Here is a 17,301-nt window from a genome sequence, read left to right as displayed (position 1 = left end):
GGAGAGTGCCAGAATCGGCGTTAGCACTCTCAATGCGAGAGTGCTAAAAACACCGGCTTCCGGGTCGAGGTGCAGGTTCGTGGCGTGAAGGGAACGCCCCGGGCCGCATCGTCCGTCGCGGGCGATTCGGAGCCACCACCCATCGAAAGAGGACTACACACCCATGGCAAAGATTATTGCCTTCGATGAGGACGCCCGCCGCGGCATGGAGCGGGGCATGAATGCCCTCGCCGATGCTGTGAAGGTCACCCTCGGCCCCAAGGGCCGCAACGTCGTGCTCGAGAAGAAGTGGGGCGCACCCACTATCACCAACGATGGCGTATCAATCGCCAAGGAGATCGAGCTGGAGGAGCCGTTCGAGAAGATCGGCGCCGAGCTCGTCAAGGAAGTTGCCAAGAAGACGGATGACGTCGCTGGCGACGGCACCACTACGGCCACCGTGCTTGCTCAGGCGCTCGTGCGCGAGGGCCTGCGCAACGTCTCCGCCGGTGCCAACCCGATCGCCCTCAAGAAGGGCATCGAAAAGGCCGTCGCGGCCGTCACCGAAGAGCTCCTCGCCTCCGCTGTGGAGATCGAGACCAAGGAGCAGATCGCTGCCACCGCTGGCATCTCCGCCGGTGACCCCGACATTGGCAACCTCATCGCCGAGGCGATGGACAAGGTTGGCAAGGAAGGCGTCATCACCGTCGAGGAGGCCTACCAGTTCGGACTCGAGCTGGAGCTGACCGAGGGCATGCGCTTCGACAAGGGCTACCTGAACCCGTACTTCGTCACCGACGGAGAGCGCCAGGAAGCCGTGCTGGAGGACTCCTACGTCCTGCTCGTCGAGTCGAAGATTTCGTCGCTTAAGGACCTGCTGCCCATCCTCGAGAAGACGATGCAGGCGGGCAAGCCGCTCACCATCGTCGCCGAGGACGTGGACGGCGAGGCCCTCGCGGCGCTCGTGGTCAACAAGCTGCGCGGCAACCTCAAGGTCGTCGCCGTCAAGGCCCCCGGCTTTGGCGACCGCCGCAAGGCGATGCTGCAGGACATGGCCGTCCTCACCGGCGGTCAGGTCATCTCCGAGTCGGTCGGCCTGTCGCTCGAGAGCGCCGGACTCGACATGCTCGGTACCGCGCGCAAGGTCGTCGTCACGAAGGACGACACGACCATGGTCGACGGCGGCGGCGCCGAGGACCAGGTCGAGGGTCGGGTCAACCAGATCCGCGCCGAGATCGAGAACTCGGACTCGGACTACGACCGCGAGAAGCTCCAGGAGCGCCTCGCCAAGCTCGCCGGCGGCGTTGCCGTCATCAAGGCGGGCGCGGCCACCGAGGTCGAGCTCAAGGAGCGCAAGCACCGCATCGAGGACGCCGTGCGCAACGCCAAGGCAGCCGTCGAAGAGGGCATCGTCGCCGGTGGTGGCGTCGCTCTCATCCAGGCGGGCACCAAGGCACTGGCCGGTCTGTCGCTCGAGGGTGACGAGGCCACTGGCGCTCGCATCGTCGAGCTGGCGATCACCGCGCCGCTGCGTCAGATCGCCGTCAACGCCGGTATGGAAGGTGGCGTTGTCGTCGAGAAGGTCAAGGGACTCCCGAATGGTCACGGCCTCAACGCCGCGACCGGCGTGTACGAGGACCTGCTGGCCGCTGGCGTCAACGACCCGGTCAAGGTCACCCGCTCCGCGCTGCAGAACGCCGCGTCGATCGCTGGACTGTTCCTGACGACCGAAGTGGTCGTCGCGGACAAGCCCGAGCCCGAGCAGGCCATGCCTGCCGGCGGCGGCGACATGGGCGGCATGGGCTTCTAAGCCCCTCCGCACACGCAGTCGACGAGGGCCCCCGAGAGCGATCTCGGGGGCCTTCGTGCGTCTGGTGCCAGTTCAAGCGGCCGATGCGCGGGCAGGGCGAGCGGGCCGCTTCGGTTCAGTGCGTCGTCAGCGCGGGGGGATCGGGTCAGCCGCGGCCGTGGCGCTCGGCGGCAGTCACGCGCAGGCCTGAGCCGCGCAGGCGCCTCACCAGCTCGCGGGTGCCGACAAGCACGGCACCCAGGCGTACGAGCTCGGGGTACATCTCTTCAGGCACGTCGACGTGGTCGCGGTCGAAGGCGCGCTCCGGGATTCCCGCCCGCGCGGCGAAGGCCAGGAGCTCCTCGACCGACGTGTCCGAGACGAGGTGTCCCCACACCTTGCCGTGGCGCGGCCATAGCGGTGGGTCCAGGTAGACGGTCACCGGGCGAGCGTACGCCCAGCGCGGGCGTTAGCGGGGCGCGAACAGCCGCGCAGCCGTGTCCTCGGCCTGTTGGTACTGCTCGGCGGCCTGGGACAGCGCCACCGTCAGCGCGTCGAGTGCGCTCTCCACCTGCACCTGCGCGCCGCGCCACTGCTCGAGCACTCCCATGAAGGCGGTCGCGGCTCCACCCTGCCACGAGCTTTCGAGCGCCGTCAGGTGCCCCATCATCGAGGCCACCTCCGCGCGGATCGTCTCGGCGGTGCCCGCGGCGCGGGCCGATGCGGTCGCCACCTCCGCGGCGTCGACGTGATAGCGGGTCATGAGGCCTCCTAGGGTCGTGGTGCGGCGGTCGTCGCACCGTGATTCGACGCTAGGCAGGCCTCGGCCGACTGGCCAGGCGGTGGCCAGCAGGCTGTGGATAGCGGGCGGACCTCGCCTCCCGTTACTTCGCGGGCCCCGGCGCGGAGAGCTCGCGCTGGATCCGGGCGAGCTCGGCGTTCAGGTTCTCCCGCGCCTGCCGCTCCCAGCCTCGCCCGAGCGGGCTGGTGTACAACGGGCTGCGGGCGAGCAGGCGACCCACGATCGCACGCCGCGCCTCGAGGTAGTCGTGCGCGGGGATGTGGGCGTACTCCTCGCGAACCTTGGTCAGATACGTCCGGTAGCGCTGAGGATCGGAGGCGAGGATCGCGAGATCCGCGTCCGAGAGCACCGCGCTATCGCCGCCGTCGGCGGGGGCAGTGTGGCGCGCCAGCCCAGCGACCAGAGCCGCCACCGCCTCGACGGTGGGTTCCGGGACACCCAGAGCGGTCAGCTCGTCGCGTGCCACCTCAGCGCTCGCGGCCTCATCCTCGCCGCCCCGCTTGGCGTAGGCGGCGGTCTCGGCGGCGTTGAACACGGCCCCGTGGTACCACGCCGCAAGCCGGACGGCATTGGCATTGTGAGTCTCCTGCTGAAGCTCATCCACGTGCTGGAGCAGATCCACGAGGTGCGCCACACCGTGATAGCTGCGTTCGGGCTCGCTCCATCGGGCCAGCAGGCGGCGTGCCGCCTCCTTGATCTCCTCGGGAGCAGCGGTGGCGCCAACGGCCTCCGCGGCGCGCGCGAAGGACGATACGAGCCAGGACGGGAAATCAGACGTAGACATGTGCACCTCAGCTGCCATCGACGTGCGTGAACGTCTCAGTCTGGCCCTGTGCGCCCCCTGCCGCAACGAGCAGCCGTGGCGCGTCCGCGCCGAGCCGCCCGCGCATCGGCCGTCGAGCGTCCCATGGGTAGACTGGGAAGGCGCCGAATACGCGGCGCCTGAGCAATACGCGAGGTTGATGTGCCCACCGGCAAAGTGAAGTGGTTCGACACCGACAAGGGGTTCGGCTTCATCGCGAGCGATGACGGCGCTGAGGTCTTCCTCCACGCCTCCGCTCTGCCTGCCGGAGTGACCGCGCCCCGGCCGGGCTCCCGCGTGGACTACTCGGTCGCCGACGGCAAGCGCGGTCCGTCCGCGATGACGGTCACGATCCTCGAAACTGCGCCTACGGTGTCGCAGGGCATGCGCAAGAGTCCTGATGACATGACCGCGATCGTGGAGGACCTCATCAAGATGCTCGATGGTGTCTCCACCTCGCTGCGCAAGGGCCGCTACCCCGATCAGGCCAAGGGACAGAAGGTCGCAGCCGTGCTGCGCGCCGTCGCCGACCAGCTGGAGGCTTGAGCCGACCAATGGATGCAGTACTCGAGAAGGCCACCGACCTCGCCTACGAAGCCGCAGTCGAGGCCGCTGAAGACCGCGACGCGGTCGGCCCGCACCTGTCGGTCACCAAGGACGCTGAGAGGCTCCTGACCCACCTGTTCGCCTGCACGCTGCCGGGATACCGCGGGTGGGTGTGGGCGGTCACCGTCGCTCGCCCGCCGCGTGGACGCGAGGCGACCGTATGCGAGGCGCATCTGGTGCCCGCCGACGATGCGCTGCTGGCTCCGCCCTGGATCCCGTGGGCCGATCGCGTGCGTCCCGGCGACCTCGAGCCATCGATGGTGCTTCCGCTCATCGCCGAGGACCAGCGGCTCATGCCCGGCTTGGAGCAGACCGGTGAGGACGAGGACATCCTCGAGATCTGGGAGCTCGGACTGGGCCGCGAGCGGGTGCTCGCCCCTGAGGGCCGTGACAGCGCTGCCGAGCGTTGGTACCGCGGCTCGCATGGCCCCACGGCCGCATCTGCCATCGCCTCCGCGGCGCCCTGCTCGACGTGCGCGTTCTTCGTGCCGCTGACGGGCTCGCTGCGGCTCGCATTCGGAGCGTGCACCAACGAGTGGTCGCCCTCAGACGGCCGAGTGGTGGCTGTTGACCACGGCTGCGGTGCGCACTCGCAGACGGACGCCGAGAACCAGAGTTCGCGGTGGCCCGCGCCGGATCCCGTGATCGACACTGACGCCGCGGATGCCGTGACCCTGGACGAACCGGCCGATTCCGGCGAGGCGGATTCCGACGGAGGTGCGGAGCCGGACGAGCAGGCTTCTCAGGCAGTTACTGCAGATCAGGCCTCAGCAGCTGATGGAGCAGCGGCCGGCGAAGCTGTGGCTGTCGATACGCCAGCTGCGGGGAGCGCCGCCCCCGCCGGCGAGGCCGTTCCGGCCGAGGAAGAGGCGCCTGAGAGCGCAGCCGAGCCGACGGAGGAAGCCGCGAGTGTGCGGACCTCAGAGACGGCAGAGACCGCGGCGACCGAGCAGGGCAGCTGAGGCGGGCCGTGCGTGACGAGCGGCGGCGAGCCGCTCAGCGGTAGTTGGCGGTGGTGTACACCGCGTTGCCGTTCGACGTGGAGGCCGTGCCTGCACCCATCGTGGAGTAGCCGGGGTTCATGACGTTGCGGCAGTGACCGCCCGAGTACATCCACCCGGCGTGCGCCTTGTTGACGGCGGCGGACACCGACATGCCGCCCGATGAACCGCTGACGGCGACGTTCTCGCCGCCGGGCCGGTTCGGATTGTGCGCCAGCGCCGAGCCGTTGCCCGCGTCGTCGCGAGAAGCCATGGACTGCGACCAGCTGGTCGCCGCTGAAGCGAGGCTGCCGGACCACGACAATGAGCCGACGCCGATGCGCGCGCGCTCCTTGTTCGCTGCCGTCAGCAATCCCTTGACCGAGCCCCCTGCGGAATAGGGGGAGGACGGTGCGGAGCAGTACGCGTCGGGTGACTGCTGTGCGGCCGGCTGCGGCGCGGCCGCCGATGCTGAGCCGGACGATGCGGACCCGCTCGAGGAGGAACCGGACGGCACGGACCCCGCGGTCGAACCGCCGGAGGAGCCGCCGTTGGCGACTGGAGCGCTGGCCTGCAGCGGCTCGGGCTCCGGTGCGAAGGAGATGTCGATCTGAGGGATCCCGGCAGTGGCATCGCCCGTGACCTCGGGGGCGACGACCGCGGCGAGCACGTCGGAGCGGGTCTCGACCAGCGCCACTTCCTGCGCTGTCTCATCGACGGGCAGCGACGCCGGCTGGGTCACGGTGTCGGGAGCGATCTGAGCTGCGGCGGCCCCGCCCGCGGCGGCGACCAGCAGCGGCACTGCGGCGAGCAGGAGGGTTCTCAACGGTCGACGGCGTCGTTCGCCGGTCCCGAGGACCTCCTGCTGTGCGCTCATGTCTGCAATCTCTCCACTATCCAGTCGATGCTCGCCGTGAGCGCCGAGACGTCATCCGGGTCCACCGCCGGGAACATCCCGACGCGGATCTGGTTGCGCCCGAGCTTGCGGTACGGATCGATATCCACCACTCCCTGGGACCGGAGGATCGTCCGCAGCACGGACGAGTCCACCGAGGGAGACAGGTCGACCGTAGCCACCACGGAGGAGCGAGCAGAAGGCTTTGTGACGAAGGTCTCAGCGAAGTCGGAGGCGTCGGCCCACTGATAAATGCGGCGTGCAGATTCCGCGGTGCGGGAGAGCGCGAAATCCATGCCGCCGTTGCCGTTGAGCCAGCGCAGCTGCTCGGCGAGCATGACGAGAGTGGCGACGGCGGGAGTGTTCAGCGTCTGATTGGCGCGCGAGTTCTCGAGCGCGGTAGCAAGGTCCAGCGTCGCGGGAATCCAGCGGCCGGAAGCGGCGATTCGCTCGATCCGCTCGATGGCGGCGGGGGACACGAGCGCGAGCCACAGCCCGCCGTCCGATCCGAAGCTCTTCTGGGGCGCGAAGTAATAGACGTCGGCCTGCGTCGGATCCAGCGCCAGCCCGCCGGCGGCGGACGTGCCGTCGATCACCGTCAGCGCGCCCTCCGTGCCCTGTGGGCGTAGCGCGGGCGCCATGGCTCCGGTGGACGTCTCGTTGTGCGGCCATGCGTACACATCGATCCCGTCGGCGGGCTCGGGCAGTGCGATGTCGCCTGCCGGGGCCTCCCGCACCTGCGAGTCGTCGAGGAACGGGGCCGCAGCGGTGGCCTTCGCGAACTTGGCACCGAACTCACCGAAGGCGCAGTGCTGCGCGCGCTGCTCGACCAGGGAGAACGTCGCGGCGTCCCAGAACGAGGTGGACCCGCCGTTGCCGAGGATCACCTCGTAGCCGTCGGGCAGCGCATACAGCTCGGAGAGCCCATCGCGCACCGCGCCCACGACGTTCTTAACGGGAGCCTGACGGTGGGACGTGCCGAGCACGTGAGGCTGAGCGTCGACGACGGCCTGGATCTGAGCGTCGCGCACGCGCGAGGGTCCTGACCCGAACCTCCCGTCGCGGGGCAGCAGTTCGGACGGAATGACGAGTTCTGGCGGCATGACATCAGGGTAGTGGTGGGCATGGCTGGCACACTGTTCCCCATGCACCTCATCACTCCTGCGCTGCGCGATTACGCGTGGGGCACCAGGGACGACATCGTGGGCCTGCTCGACATCGAGCCGACAGGCGGTCCCGTCGCCGAGGCGTGGTGGGGAGCCCACGAGTCCGGCCCCGCGCATGCGCACACGCCGAATGGCATCGAACGGCTCGATTCGGTGATCGCCGGCGAGCCCGCATCGTGCCTGGGTGATGACTGCGCGCGCAGGTGGGGCGTCCGACTGCCCTTCCTGCTCAAGCTGCTTGCAATCGACAAGCCACTGTCCATCCAGGTGCATCCCACAAGCGAGCAGGCACGGGCGGGCTTCGAGGAGGAACGGCGGGAAGGCTCCGTGGGTCCCTACGAGTTCCAGGACCCCTTCCACAAGCCGGAGATGGTGTTCGCACTCACCTCGCTGCGGGTGCTGGCGGGCGTGCGGCCTGTCGACGACCTGCGCTCCGATCTCCAGCTGCTCGGCACCCCCGACGCCGCCCGCCTCGCGGAGGCAGTGCAGGACGACATCGCCGAGTACATCTCTCTGGCGCTGTGTGGAGGCGCGGGCGAGGACACCCTCGCGGCGCTCGCAGAGCGCGGCCGCTCGGCTCCCGAGGGCTCTCCACTGCGAGTGAGCGCCGATGCGCTGGCACAGTTTCCCGGGGACGCGGGAGCGATGGTGGCGCTCGCCCTGAACGTCGTGGACCTCGCGGCCGGCGAGTCGTTATTCATCGGCGCGGGCGTGCTGCACAGCTACCAGCGCGGGCTCGGCATCGAGGTGATGGCGAACTCCGACAACGTCGTGCGCGGCGGCCTCACCCCCAAGCGCGTGGACGTCCCGCTGCTGCTGAGGCTCGCGAGCACCACCCCCGGCCCGGCATCGCGGCCCCGTGCCGACGTCGAGGGTGCGGCCGTGACCCTCGTTCCCGAGGTCGACGAGTTCGCGCTGACGGTGGTCACCGATGGCACCGCTACCGTTCCCGCCGGTCCCCGCGTGGTGCTCGTCGTCCAGGGGGAGGCGGAGGTCGAGTGCGATGACGGCACGATGACATTGCGCCGTGGACAGGCCGTCTTCGGGCGCTACAGCGAGGGGCCGATGCGGGTGCGAGCCCGCGGCGCGACGGTCGTCGCGCACCTTCCCGGGTAGCCACCCGGCGCATCTGCACCGCTATCCTGATCAGCATGTCTGAACGCTTATCCGTCATCGGAACCGGCTATCTCGGCGCCACCCATGCTGCAGGCATGGCAGAGCTGGGCCACGAGGTGATCGGCCTCGACATCGACGCCGAGAAGATCGAGCGGCTCAGCCGCGGCGAGGTGCCCTTCTACGAGCCCGGCCTGCCGGAGCTGCTGCGCAAGCACGTCGACTCGGGGCGGCTCCGCTTCACGACGGACGTGCGCGAGGTGGCGGAGTTCGCCGACGTGCACTTCATCGGCGTCGGCACCCCCCAGCTCAAGGGCGGCTACGGCGCCGACATGTCGTATGTGGACGCCGCGATCGAGTCGCTCGCGCCGTTGCTGACTCGGCCCGCGATCATTCTGGGCAAGTCGACCGTTCCGGTCGGCACCGCCGCCCGGCTCGCGGAGCGCGTGCGCGAGCTGGCCCCCGTCGGCGACGAGGCGCAGTTGGGCTGGAACCCGGAGTTCCTGCGCGAGGGTTTCGCGGTGGAGGACACCCTCCGTCCGGACCGCCTGGTCCTCGGCGTCGATCCGGCGAACCCTGGCCGCATCGAGGAGGTCGCACGCCGTGTCTACGCTCAGGCGCTGGCGCGTGAGACCCCCATCGTCGTGACTGACCTGGCGACGGCAGAGCTCGTGAAGGTCTCCGCGAACGCCTTTCTCGCAACCAAGATCTCCTTCATCAACGCCGTGGCCGAGGTGTGCGAGGCGACCGGCGCGGATGTGAAGGACCTCGCCGATGCGATCGGCTACGACGAGCGCATCGGCCGCAAGTTCCTGGGCGCCGGGCTCGGCTTCGGCGGAGGCTGCCTGCCGAAGGACATTCGCGCCTTCATGGCACGCGCGGGCGAGCTGGGCGTCGACGAGGCCCTGACGTTCCTGCGCGAGGTCGACAACGTGAATCGGCGCCGCCGCCAGCACGTGGTCCAGATGGCGGAACGCGAGCTGGGCGGAAAACTGGCGGATGCGAAGATCGCGGTGCTCGGTGCCGCGTTCAAGCCGGACAGCGACGACGTTCGGGACTCGCCCGCCCTCGACGTGGCCGGTCAGCTCCACCTGGCGGGCGCGCACGTGCGAGTGCACGACCCGGAGGGCATGGCCAACGCCGCCAAGGTGTGGCCCACGCTCGACTTCGCCGATTCGCCGGAGGACGCGGTTCGCGATGCCGACCTGATCATCGTCGCCACGGAGTGGAAGCAGTTCCGTGCGCTCGACCCGAACGTCGTCGGGGAGCTCGTGGCGCACAAGCGCATCATCGACGGTCGTAACTGCCTGCCGGCGGAGGAGTGGATCGCGGCAGGCTGGGACTACCGGGGGCTGGGTCGGCACTCGGCATGAGCGACCTCATCGACACCACGGAGATGTATCTGCGGACCATCTACGAGCTGATCGAGGACGACGTCACGCCCATGCGTGCGCGCATCGCGGAGCAGTTGGGACACTCAGGCCCGACGGTGTCCCAGACCATCGCACGGATGGAGCGCGACGGCCTGGTCATCGTCTCCTCCGACCGGCGGCTCGAGCTCACCGAGGCCGGCCTGCACGCCGCCGTGAGGGTGATGCGCAAGCACCGCCTCGCCGAACGTCTGCTCATCGACGTGATCGGCCTCGACCTGGCCCACGTCCACGAAGAAGCGTGCCGGTGGGAGCACGTCATGAGCGACCGGGTCGAGCGGCGGCTGCTCGAGCTGCTCGACAACCCCCGCTTCTCGCCGTACGGCAACCCCATCCCGGCACTGGCCGAGTTGGGACTGCTGGACGACCCGGATGCCCCGGAATCGGTCTCGATCTCGCTCGAGTCGGCGGCAATTTCTGGGGTGACCAGCGTCACAATCACGCGCATCGGAGAGAACCCGCAGGCGTCCGAGGGTTTCCTCGAGGAGGCCATCCGCGCTGGACTCGTACCAGGGGCGACGGTCGAGGTGAGCCTCGAGGACGATGCGGTGGTGGTGACCTCCGCGACGGGGTCCGTCGTGGTGTCCCGGGACGCCGCCCGACACCTCTTCGGGCAATCTCGACTTGGCGAATCATCACGAATTGGTAACATGGTCGACTAGTACATGAAAAAGCAGGACCTCGCAGGCCCCGGAGATGGCATTGGAAGCTAGGAATAGTTCCACTCGCAGGGCCAGGGAACATCAACGCGCCTCAGGTGCGGAAGGAACGTGATTTTGACGAACGGATACATGCGCGCCAGGACGCGTGCGGTGGCTGCCACCGCCGGAGCTGCCCTCGTGGTGGTTCCCCTGACGGGCGCCGCTGCTGCGGCCCTCGTCGCCCAGGACCTGACGGTCGACTCCGTCACCCCGAGCACCCTCGCGATCGAGACGCAGGCCGACGCCGCGTCCACGGATCTGGCCGCTGTTGCCGGCGAGGTCAAGGCCTCCGACGAGGCCGAGTTCGAGGTCTCCACGCCCGACATCGACGTGTCGGCACACCCCGAGCCCGAGCCCGAGCCTGAGCCTGAGCCCGTCGCGGCAGCGCCGCAGTCGACCAGTTCTTCCGGGTCGTCCTCATCCTCGTCGTCGGCTCCTGCGCGTCCGGTCGCCCAGTCCAAGAACGTCACGGCTGCGATCTCTGGCTCGGCGGTCATCGCCGAGGCCGCAAAGCACGTCGGCACGCCCTACGTTTCCGGCGGTGCGGCACCGGGCGGGTTCGACTGCTCCGGCTTCACTTCATACGTGTACGGCCAGTTGGGCATCTCACTGCCTCGCACCTCCGGTGCTTACTACAACGTCGGCACCCGCGTGTCGTCGCCCCAGCCGGGCGACATCATCGTGACGCCTGGCCACCTCGGCATCTACGCCGGCCCAAACCTGCAGATCGACGCGCCGAGGCCCGGCAAGACGATCCAGTTCCGTGGCATCTGGCAGAACAACCCCACGTACGTGCGCGTCACGGGCTAGTCCCGCCGCTCACCTCAAGAGCCGTCGCCGCCTTCGGGCAGCGGCGGCTCTTGGCGTCTGCGGGACCTTTCGTACGGAACATCGGTCATATCGGACACCGGGTCGCAGCGGTCAGTCCTGCCGCATAGGGTGGACACATGCGCACCTCATTCGTACCGCGGCTCGGCCGCGAGATCTCGCTCATCGGACAGGGCTGCTGGCAGCTGGGGGCCGACTGGTCCCACGTCGCTGACGACACCGCGCAGGACATCCTGCGCGCGGCGGCCGATGCCGGCGTCACCTTCTTCGACACCGCGGACGTCTACGGCGACGGCCGGTCGGAGCGCGCGCTTCGCGACTTCGTCGCGGACCGCGGCGGCGAGGGCATCACCATCGCCACCAAGATGGGCCGTCGCGCGGACCCGCACGAGGCGTCGCAGTACACGCTCGACAACTTCCGGCGCTGGACCGACCGCTCCCGCGAGAACCTGGGCGTCGACACGCTCGAGCTGGTCCAGCTCCACTGCCCGCCGTCCGAGGTGTTTGCGAACCCGCAGACATACGACGACCTGCGCACCTTGAAGCAGGAGGGACGCATCGAGAACTATGGCGTGTCCGTCGAGACGTGCGACGAGGCGCTCGACGCGCTGCGCGACCCCGATCTCGCCACCGTGCAGATCATCCTCAACGTGTTCCGCCGCAAGCCGCTCGAGCATGTGCTCGGCGTGGCTCGCGAGAACGGCGTGGGCATCATCGCGCGCGTACCGCTGGCGTCCGGCCTGTTGACCGGCAAGTACGACAAGCACACGACTTTCGGCGAGCAGGACCACCGGAACTTCAACCGCGACGGTTCCGCCTTCGACGTCGGCGAGACGTTCGCGGGTGTGCCCTACGAGGTCGGTGTCGAGGCCGCGCAGGAGGTGGCCAAGCTGACGCCAGAGGGCTGGACCACGGCCCAGTTCGCGCTGGCATGGATCGGCGCCGTCGGTGCCTCGACCATCATCCCGGGGGCCTCGAAGCCCGAGCAGGCAAGGTCGAACGCCGCAGCGGCGGACATGCCCGAGTTCGACGAGGAGACCCTCGCCGCGCTGGCCCACCTCTACAACGAGCGCATCCGCGAGCACGTTCACGCCAAGTGGTGAGATTCCGCTGAGCGGTCCGGTGCCGGTACCCTCGTAGGTGCCCCGCGCGCCTGTAGCTCAGGGGATAGAGCACCGCTCTCCTAAAGCGGGTGTCGGCAGTTCGAATCTGCCCAGGCGCACTTGTGAAGTACCTGGTAAGTGATTGGTTGGATGGGCACCTTTGCCCTTCAAGCCGCGCTCGGGCTCTCCGACATCCACATTTCATCCACGAGAGCCTCGCTTCTCTTCGTGTTCATGCTCGTTGCGACATCCTCCAGATCCGAATCGAAGAGGTCCGAATAGATGTCGAGGGTCGTTGAAGGCTTCTCGTGGCCGAGCATCCGTTGGACCGCTAGGACGTTCGCGCCGCCGCTGATTGCCAAGGATGCTGCGGTGTGACGCAGACCGTGTGGAGTGAGTCCGTCGAGCCCGGCCTCCTTGACGGCAGGATTGAATGCATCACGGCGGAAGTTGCCCTTCCTCATGGGTGTGCCTGCAGCCGAGGGGAAGACTAAGTCCTCCGGACCGAGTCCTTCGATCCTCGCCTGCAGAATCGGCACCAGGAACTTCGCAAGAACGATGGGCCGCCGCTCATAGTCCTTCGGGTCTTTCCAATGCATCGTCCCGCTATCGAGTTCTACGACCACCTCTTCGACCATGAGCCGGGGTCGAGAGCGCGCTAGGTCTAGGTACTTGACCTTGAGGCCTGCCAACTCGCTGAATCGCAGGCCGGTGTACGCGAGAAGTTGGATCGCGTCATGCCCTCCCGTGTGGGCGCGGGCGAGGCGCTCAACCTCTGCGACGTCAAGGTAGCGGCGGCGGCTTGACCTCGGGCGGGGGAGTCGAACGTCGTCGGCTGGGTTCGACGAGAGTCTTCGTGAGCGGACGGCCTGCTCGAGCACGCCTCTGAAGACGCCTACGACCTTGTGGATCGTGCGAGGTGCTAGCGGCGCGCGGCTGCCCGGACGTACAGAGACGCAGAGGTCGTTTACCCAGGCCTGAGCGGCTTCGTGCGTGACGTGCCGTATTTGGTACCGGCCCCACTTCGGAAGCACGTGGACACGCAAGATGGATGCTTGGCGCTCCCGCGTGGTGGCTTCCCAGGACGGATCACCCATCCATAGTGCTGCGAGTTCCTCAAATGTCATGCGCCCACGTGAGGGATCGACGTAATCGCCCCGTGTCATCTGGGCGTCAATTTCACGCTTGAACGCATCGGCGTCACGTTTGTATTCGAAGGTCTTCCCAGACTCCTTGCCGTCTGGAGCGCGCCACCGAACTTGGAACTTGCCGTTGTTTGCCTTGCGTACCGTCGCCGCCACTGTTCCTACTCCCCAGTTTCTTGGTTGAGTAGATTCCCAGTGCCGGGAGGGCGCTCGACTGTGCCCCCGATTGCATTCGCCCAAGGCGATTGCTGCGTGTCGCCTGTGAGGAAGGCTATGAAGCGCGGCACAAGGCTCTCGTCGATCCGGAGGCTCGTGGACCAAGTACGCACCGCCTGCTCGATGCTGTCGCGGGAACTTTTTCTGGCCCTGTCTAGTAGTTGTTTTTCGCTTCTCAGTACCTCGCCTCGTTCATGGGTGAGGCGCTCGACTCGGTCGGAGTAGTGCTGTAGCGCGACCACTATGTGTGTCGGCTCCGAGGAACTCGGCGCGGTGATCATCGTCTCAAAGTCGAGGCCGAAGACCTCACAGAAGGCGAGCACCTCATCTACGTTGACGCGCCGCGGAGGGTTGTCTTTCTCGAGGCGGTTCAGCGAACTAATGGCGACTTTGCAGCCAGCGGCGTCCATCTTTCGAGCGAGTGTTTGGTACGTCCAGCCCTCTTTCTCGCGTTCGTACTTCACGCGGGCTGCGATGTTCAATTCCGCTGTTCGGGGACGCTTGTTGCTGCGCGGTGTCATGGCTACCTCTCGTCTAGGGGTCCGGGTGCGTCTAAACGGGAAAACTGATTCTCGTATAGGGTTGACCTGCTGCTCTGTGGACCGTTACATTCAGACTACAGCCAAAAGGGATCAACATTTCCCGGATAGAGGAGTGGTCATGGAAGCAGAGTTCTTGACGACCGAGGAGGTCGCGGAATGGTGCAGGACGAGCCCGAGCACGGTCCACTACTGGAAGCACATGGGTCGTGGGCCTCGGTCTGCGCGTGTGGGCAAGCGCGTGCTCTATCGCAGGACAGACGTAGAGGCGTGGATCACGGACCTCTACGCTACCGAGGCGTTCTTTGCTGCCTCGAGTGAAGGCCGACGGTAACTGACTGTGCGCAAGGAACGGCGTGGTCGCAACGACGTGGTGTCGGTCCGTGCGGTGAGCCTCCACTCGCCTCGTTCCGCTCTAAGAAGAGGGGCGTTTCGCAGGTCTGAGGATGACGCGAAAAGTGGTCGCCGCACGTCGGCTCGCGCGCAGGGGCAGGTCCGGGAGTGCAGGAGAGGCAACAGAGTAGGCGTCACGCGCCAAGACCCTGCGCCGACATGTTCCCGGCGATTTGCTGCCGGACGAGGACCCAACGGAGGTCGAATCGCCGATCAACGCGCGCCCGCCGTTGCCGTCTTCGACGTCTGCATCGTGCTCTGCGAGCCTCGGGTTCCAATCGCCCCGCGCGGCAGGCAAAGCACTCAGCCCGGTCGACGTCGGCCATCATCCAGACGGAGGAAGACATGACAGCGGCAGATCAGGGCGCGGCTCGCAAGCCGCAGCAGAGCAAGACCTTCAAGCCCACCACGCAGCGCAGCATCCGGGTGGGGCGGGTGAAGGAGGACCCAATTTCGCCCCAAGACGTAAGGACAGTCACCGAACACCTCACGCTCGAGGAAATCTTTGACCCGACAGACGGCTGGAGGATCCTCCCGAGCGAGGAGACCCCAGAACTCGAGGGGGTCTACAAGATACTTCGCGACAACGAGGACGGCACCGTGACGGGAGTGTGGGCCAGGCCATACGACTGGGACCGAGCAGTCAAGGGCGACAGTAGCGAGCCCTGGGTAAGGATCCCGAATACAGAGCAACTCGAAAAGTTCGGTGTCGTTCCTCCGTCCGGGGTTGATCCCGACACCAAAATGAACTTCTACGAGGCGCTGGCCATCTTCCGCTACAACGGCGACACCGGACTCGCCGACGCACACGTGCGGTTTGCGCTCTCCGGCATGAGTAAGCCCAAGGGCACCGGCGAGAGTTTCCACGCCCCTACCACTGGCACCATCGGACGGAAGTTCACGTCAATGTGCGGGCACGAAATCATGTTCGCGCGGAACGGAGAGGGCGGGACCTGGTACCGATGGAAGAACAAGGGCTGGGTCACCGCGTCCGCCGACGAGATTGCCACCCAGGTTGCGGCACCGTTCGTCGGCATGCTGGTGGCGAGCAAGGACTTCTCGGCCCAAGCGCGCTCTATCGATACGGTGGCGACCTACCGCGCCTGCGTCAGTCACGCACGAGGGCACGAGGACGTGTCCGTCAACGCAGAGGGTTTGGACGCCAACCCGCACCACCTCGGCACGCCAGAAGGCACCGTGGACCTCAAAACCGGCAAGATACTCCCGCCAATGCCTACGCACCGAGTGACGCGATCTACCCGCGTGGAACCAGTACGAGGCGACGCCACCGAGTGGACCGAGTTCATGTCCTGGGCAATGAGCGGGGACCAGGACCGCGTCGACTGGCTGCAGGAAGCACTCGGTATGTCGTTGGTCGGCGAGGTGATGGACGAGGCCTTCTTCGTCTGCATCGGCGAGGGGGCGAACGGCAAGACGGTGATGTTCGAAGTTGTGCGCGAGTTACTTGGGACCACCGGCTCCGGAGGCTACGCGCAGAACGCTCCCCAAGGGTTCCTCACGTCCGGCATGGAACGTCACCAGACGGAGATCGCACGCCTGGACGGAGCGCGGTTCCTGACCCTGTCTGAGACCAAGGACGGGGCCCGGTTCAACGAGGACAAGGCGAAGAACCTGTCGAGCACCAACCAGTTGTCCGGGAACCTCATGAGGGAGAACATTCGCGACTTCAGCCCCACGCACACCATGTGGATCAGCACCAACCACATGCCGCAGGTTGAGTCCGGAGGCGCTGGCTTCTACCGCCGCATCAAGGTTGTGGAGTTTCTGGAGACAGTCCCCGAGCGAGAGCAGGACAAGAGCCTGGCGCGAAACTTCGTCAACGGTGAGGGTGGCGAGATCCTCAACTGGCTCATCGAAGGTGCTCGCCGCTACCTGGCCCGCGGCCGCCTACCCGAGTGCGCGGCCATAGAAGAGGCCGGCGAGCGCTTCCGCCGAAGCCAGGAGGGGCACACGATCGAGGAGTTCGTCGAGCAGTACTGCATCCTCGGCCGTGACGAGTTCGAGAGTGTGTCGAGCCTCTACGAGGCGTACCTCGAGGTCAGCGAGACGGCCGACGCCAAGCCGCTAGGCCGCAATAAGTTCTCGGCCGCAGTGGCAGAGGTTCAGGGAGTTAACAAGGTCCGTCGCAAGAGTGGCTACGTCTTCAAGGGTGTGGCGCTGGACCCCGATGCACTGACGTGAGCAAAGTGCACTTTCCGGCTAGCGAAAGTGCACCAGGAGAGGGAGACGCACCCCCGGAGGGCCGGCCACAGGCTGGTACACCCTCCGGGGGTGTACTTTTTTGCCCTCAGGTGTACCCTCCAAAACCCTAACTACACCGCCATAAACCCTGGTAAACCTCCGACTAGTGTACTTTGTGTATGTTCTGACTCCCTATCGACAAAAAAACCTCACACCTCTAGCAGCAGCACACCGGGTGGTTGTGGTGCATATAAGTGCACTAACTACACCTGCCTGTCTGTGGCGGTCAGGGCGAGTGGTTGACGGACAGGTGCTTGGCAGAGAAGTAATCCCTATCGAGCGCCCCCAGGGCGTAGTCCAGGTCCCCGTCCATGCCTAGGCCGAACACTCGCGTCACGTGCCCCGTGTCTGGATGCACCCACCTCCCGGCCACCGGAAAGTGGTAATGCCCGTGCAGCAGCAAGTCAGGCTGCACTCCCGACCCCGCCTTGGTGAACACCTCGCGGCACGCCTGCGCATACTCGAGGTCGGCCGCACCCCACTGGTTGGCCGAGCCAACTAGCCGCGACGCAATCTCGGGCACGCCCACCGGTGCGTCGTGAGCCACCATCA

The 17,301-nt window shown here is 67.0% G+C and carries 18 protein-coding genes and 1 tRNA gene; 11 read left to right on the top strand and 8 right to left on the bottom strand.

The genetic code is table 11. The features are described from left to right. The first annotated feature begins 163 nt into the window (after positions 1-163). A complete protein-coding gene (gene groL, locus ACNI3K_RS00605) occupies positions 164-1,789 on the top strand; it encodes a chaperonin GroEL (protein WP_419389926.1) in 1,626 nt (541 codons plus the stop codon). 145 nt (positions 1,790-1,934) lie between these two features. On the opposite strand, the gene ACNI3K_RS00600 is transcribed toward groL, so the two are convergent. The 3 genes from ACNI3K_RS00600 to ACNI3K_RS00590 form a co-directional block, all read right to left on the bottom strand. Then, a complete protein-coding gene (locus ACNI3K_RS00600; protein ID WP_419389925.1) occupies positions 1,935-2,210 on the bottom strand; it encodes a DUF4031 domain-containing protein in 276 nt (91 codons plus the stop codon). Positions 2,211-2,237: 27 nt separating this feature from the next. Further along, complete coding sequence (locus tag ACNI3K_RS00595; protein ID WP_419389924.1) at positions 2,238-2,531, bottom strand: WXG100 family type VII secretion target; 294 nt, start codon at positions 2,529-2,531, stop codon at positions 2,238-2,240. 121 nt (positions 2,532-2,652) lie between these two features. Next, on the bottom strand, positions 2,653-3,354 hold the full coding sequence (locus ACNI3K_RS00590; RefSeq protein ID WP_419389923.1) for an HD domain-containing protein: 702 nt from the start codon (positions 3,352-3,354) through the stop codon (positions 2,653-2,655). Between the two features lie 180 nt (positions 3,355-3,534). On the opposite strand from ACNI3K_RS00590, the gene ACNI3K_RS00585 reads away from it, so the two are divergent. Together ACNI3K_RS00585 and ACNI3K_RS00580 are read left to right on the top strand one after the other, a co-directional pair. After that, the gene (locus tag ACNI3K_RS00585) at positions 3,535-3,918 is read left to right on the top strand and encodes a cold-shock protein (RefSeq protein ID WP_419389922.1); all 384 of its coding nucleotides are present in this window, start codon (positions 3,535-3,537) and stop codon (positions 3,916-3,918) included. Between the two features lie 8 nt (positions 3,919-3,926). Beyond that, positions 3,927-4,940, top strand: coding sequence for a DUF3027 domain-containing protein (locus ACNI3K_RS00580; protein WP_419389921.1), 1,014 nt, complete (start codon positions 3,927-3,929; stop codon positions 4,938-4,940). A 34-nt stretch (positions 4,941-4,974) separates the two neighbouring features. On the opposite strand, the gene ACNI3K_RS00575 is transcribed toward ACNI3K_RS00580, so the two are convergent. Next, complete coding sequence (locus ACNI3K_RS00575) at positions 4,975-5,835, bottom strand: CAP domain-containing protein (protein ID WP_419389920.1); 861 nt, start codon at positions 5,833-5,835, stop codon at positions 4,975-4,977. Beyond that, entirely contained in the window at positions 5,832-6,956 is a 1,125-nt protein-coding gene (serC, locus tag ACNI3K_RS00570; RefSeq protein ID WP_419389919.1) for a phosphoserine transaminase, read from the bottom strand. The genes ACNI3K_RS00575 and serC overlap by 4 nt, the downstream gene beginning before the upstream one ends. Before the next feature lie 21 nt (positions 6,957-6,977). On the opposite strand from serC, the gene manA reads away from it, so the two are divergent. The 6 genes from manA to ACNI3K_RS00540 all read left to right on the top strand — a co-directional run bounded on the left by manA (position 6,978) and on the right by ACNI3K_RS00540 (position 12,313). Next, the gene (gene manA / locus ACNI3K_RS00565; RefSeq protein ID WP_419389918.1) at positions 6,978-8,135 is read left to right on the top strand and encodes a mannose-6-phosphate isomerase, class I; all 1,158 of its coding nucleotides are present in this window, start codon (positions 6,978-6,980) and stop codon (positions 8,133-8,135) included. A 35-nt stretch (positions 8,136-8,170) separates the two neighbouring features. Continuing rightward, on the top strand, positions 8,171-9,505 hold the full coding sequence (locus ACNI3K_RS00560) for a UDP-glucose dehydrogenase family protein (protein ID WP_419389917.1): 1,335 nt from the start codon (positions 8,171-8,173) through the stop codon (positions 9,503-9,505). Continuing rightward, complete coding sequence (locus ACNI3K_RS00555; protein WP_419389916.1) at positions 9,502-10,224, top strand: metal-dependent transcriptional regulator; 723 nt, start codon at positions 9,502-9,504, stop codon at positions 10,222-10,224. Before ACNI3K_RS00560 ends, ACNI3K_RS00555 begins: the two co-directional genes overlap by 4 nt. A 114-nt stretch (positions 10,225-10,338) precedes the next feature. Further along, positions 10,339-11,073 (top strand): C40 family peptidase, encoded by a 735-nt coding sequence (locus ACNI3K_RS00550; protein ID WP_419389915.1) that lies wholly within the window; start codon positions 10,339-10,341, stop codon positions 11,071-11,073. A gap of 137 nt (positions 11,074-11,210) precedes the next feature. Beyond that, entirely contained in the window at positions 11,211-12,194 is a 984-nt protein-coding gene (locus tag ACNI3K_RS00545) for an aldo/keto reductase (RefSeq protein WP_419389914.1), read from the top strand. Positions 12,195-12,240: 46 nt separating this feature from the next. After that, positions 12,241-12,313: transfer RNA gene (locus ACNI3K_RS00540), tRNA-Arg, on the top strand. Between the two features lie 48 nt (positions 12,314-12,361). Here the strand turns inward: ACNI3K_RS00540 and ACNI3K_RS00535 are convergent. After that, entirely contained in the window at positions 12,362-13,495 is a 1,134-nt protein-coding gene (locus ACNI3K_RS00535; protein WP_419389913.1) for a tyrosine-type recombinase/integrase, read from the bottom strand. A gap of 5 nt (positions 13,496-13,500) precedes the next feature. Next, positions 13,501-14,019, bottom strand: coding sequence for a helix-turn-helix domain-containing protein (locus tag ACNI3K_RS00530; protein ID WP_419391116.1), 519 nt, complete (start codon positions 14,017-14,019; stop codon positions 13,501-13,503). On the opposite strand from ACNI3K_RS00530, the gene ACNI3K_RS00525 reads away from it, so the two are divergent. Both ACNI3K_RS00525 and ACNI3K_RS00520 read left to right on the top strand, forming a co-directional pair. Next, on the top strand, positions 13,937-14,428 hold the full coding sequence (locus ACNI3K_RS00525) for a helix-turn-helix transcriptional regulator (protein WP_419389912.1): 492 nt from the start codon (positions 13,937-13,939) through the stop codon (positions 14,426-14,428). The genes ACNI3K_RS00530 and ACNI3K_RS00525 overlap by 83 nt on opposite strands. 404 nt (positions 14,429-14,832) lie before the next feature. Then, complete coding sequence (locus tag ACNI3K_RS00520; protein WP_419389911.1) at positions 14,833-16,689, top strand: DNA primase family protein; 1,857 nt, start codon at positions 14,833-14,835, stop codon at positions 16,687-16,689. Between the two features lie 286 nt (positions 16,690-16,975). On the opposite strand, the gene ACNI3K_RS00515 is transcribed toward ACNI3K_RS00520, so the two are convergent. Beyond that, positions 16,976-17,299, bottom strand: coding sequence for a hypothetical protein (locus ACNI3K_RS00515; protein ID WP_419389910.1), 324 nt, complete (start codon positions 17,297-17,299; stop codon positions 16,976-16,978). Positions 17,300-17,301: the final 2 nt, after the last annotated feature.

This window comes from Demequina ureilytica (assembly GCF_048553575.1).
Classification (GTDB): Bacteria; Actinomycetota; Actinomycetes; order Actinomycetales; family Demequinaceae; genus Demequina.
Note: the sequence above shows the minus strand (reverse complement) of the source record. Positions and strands in the feature narration are given on the sequence as shown.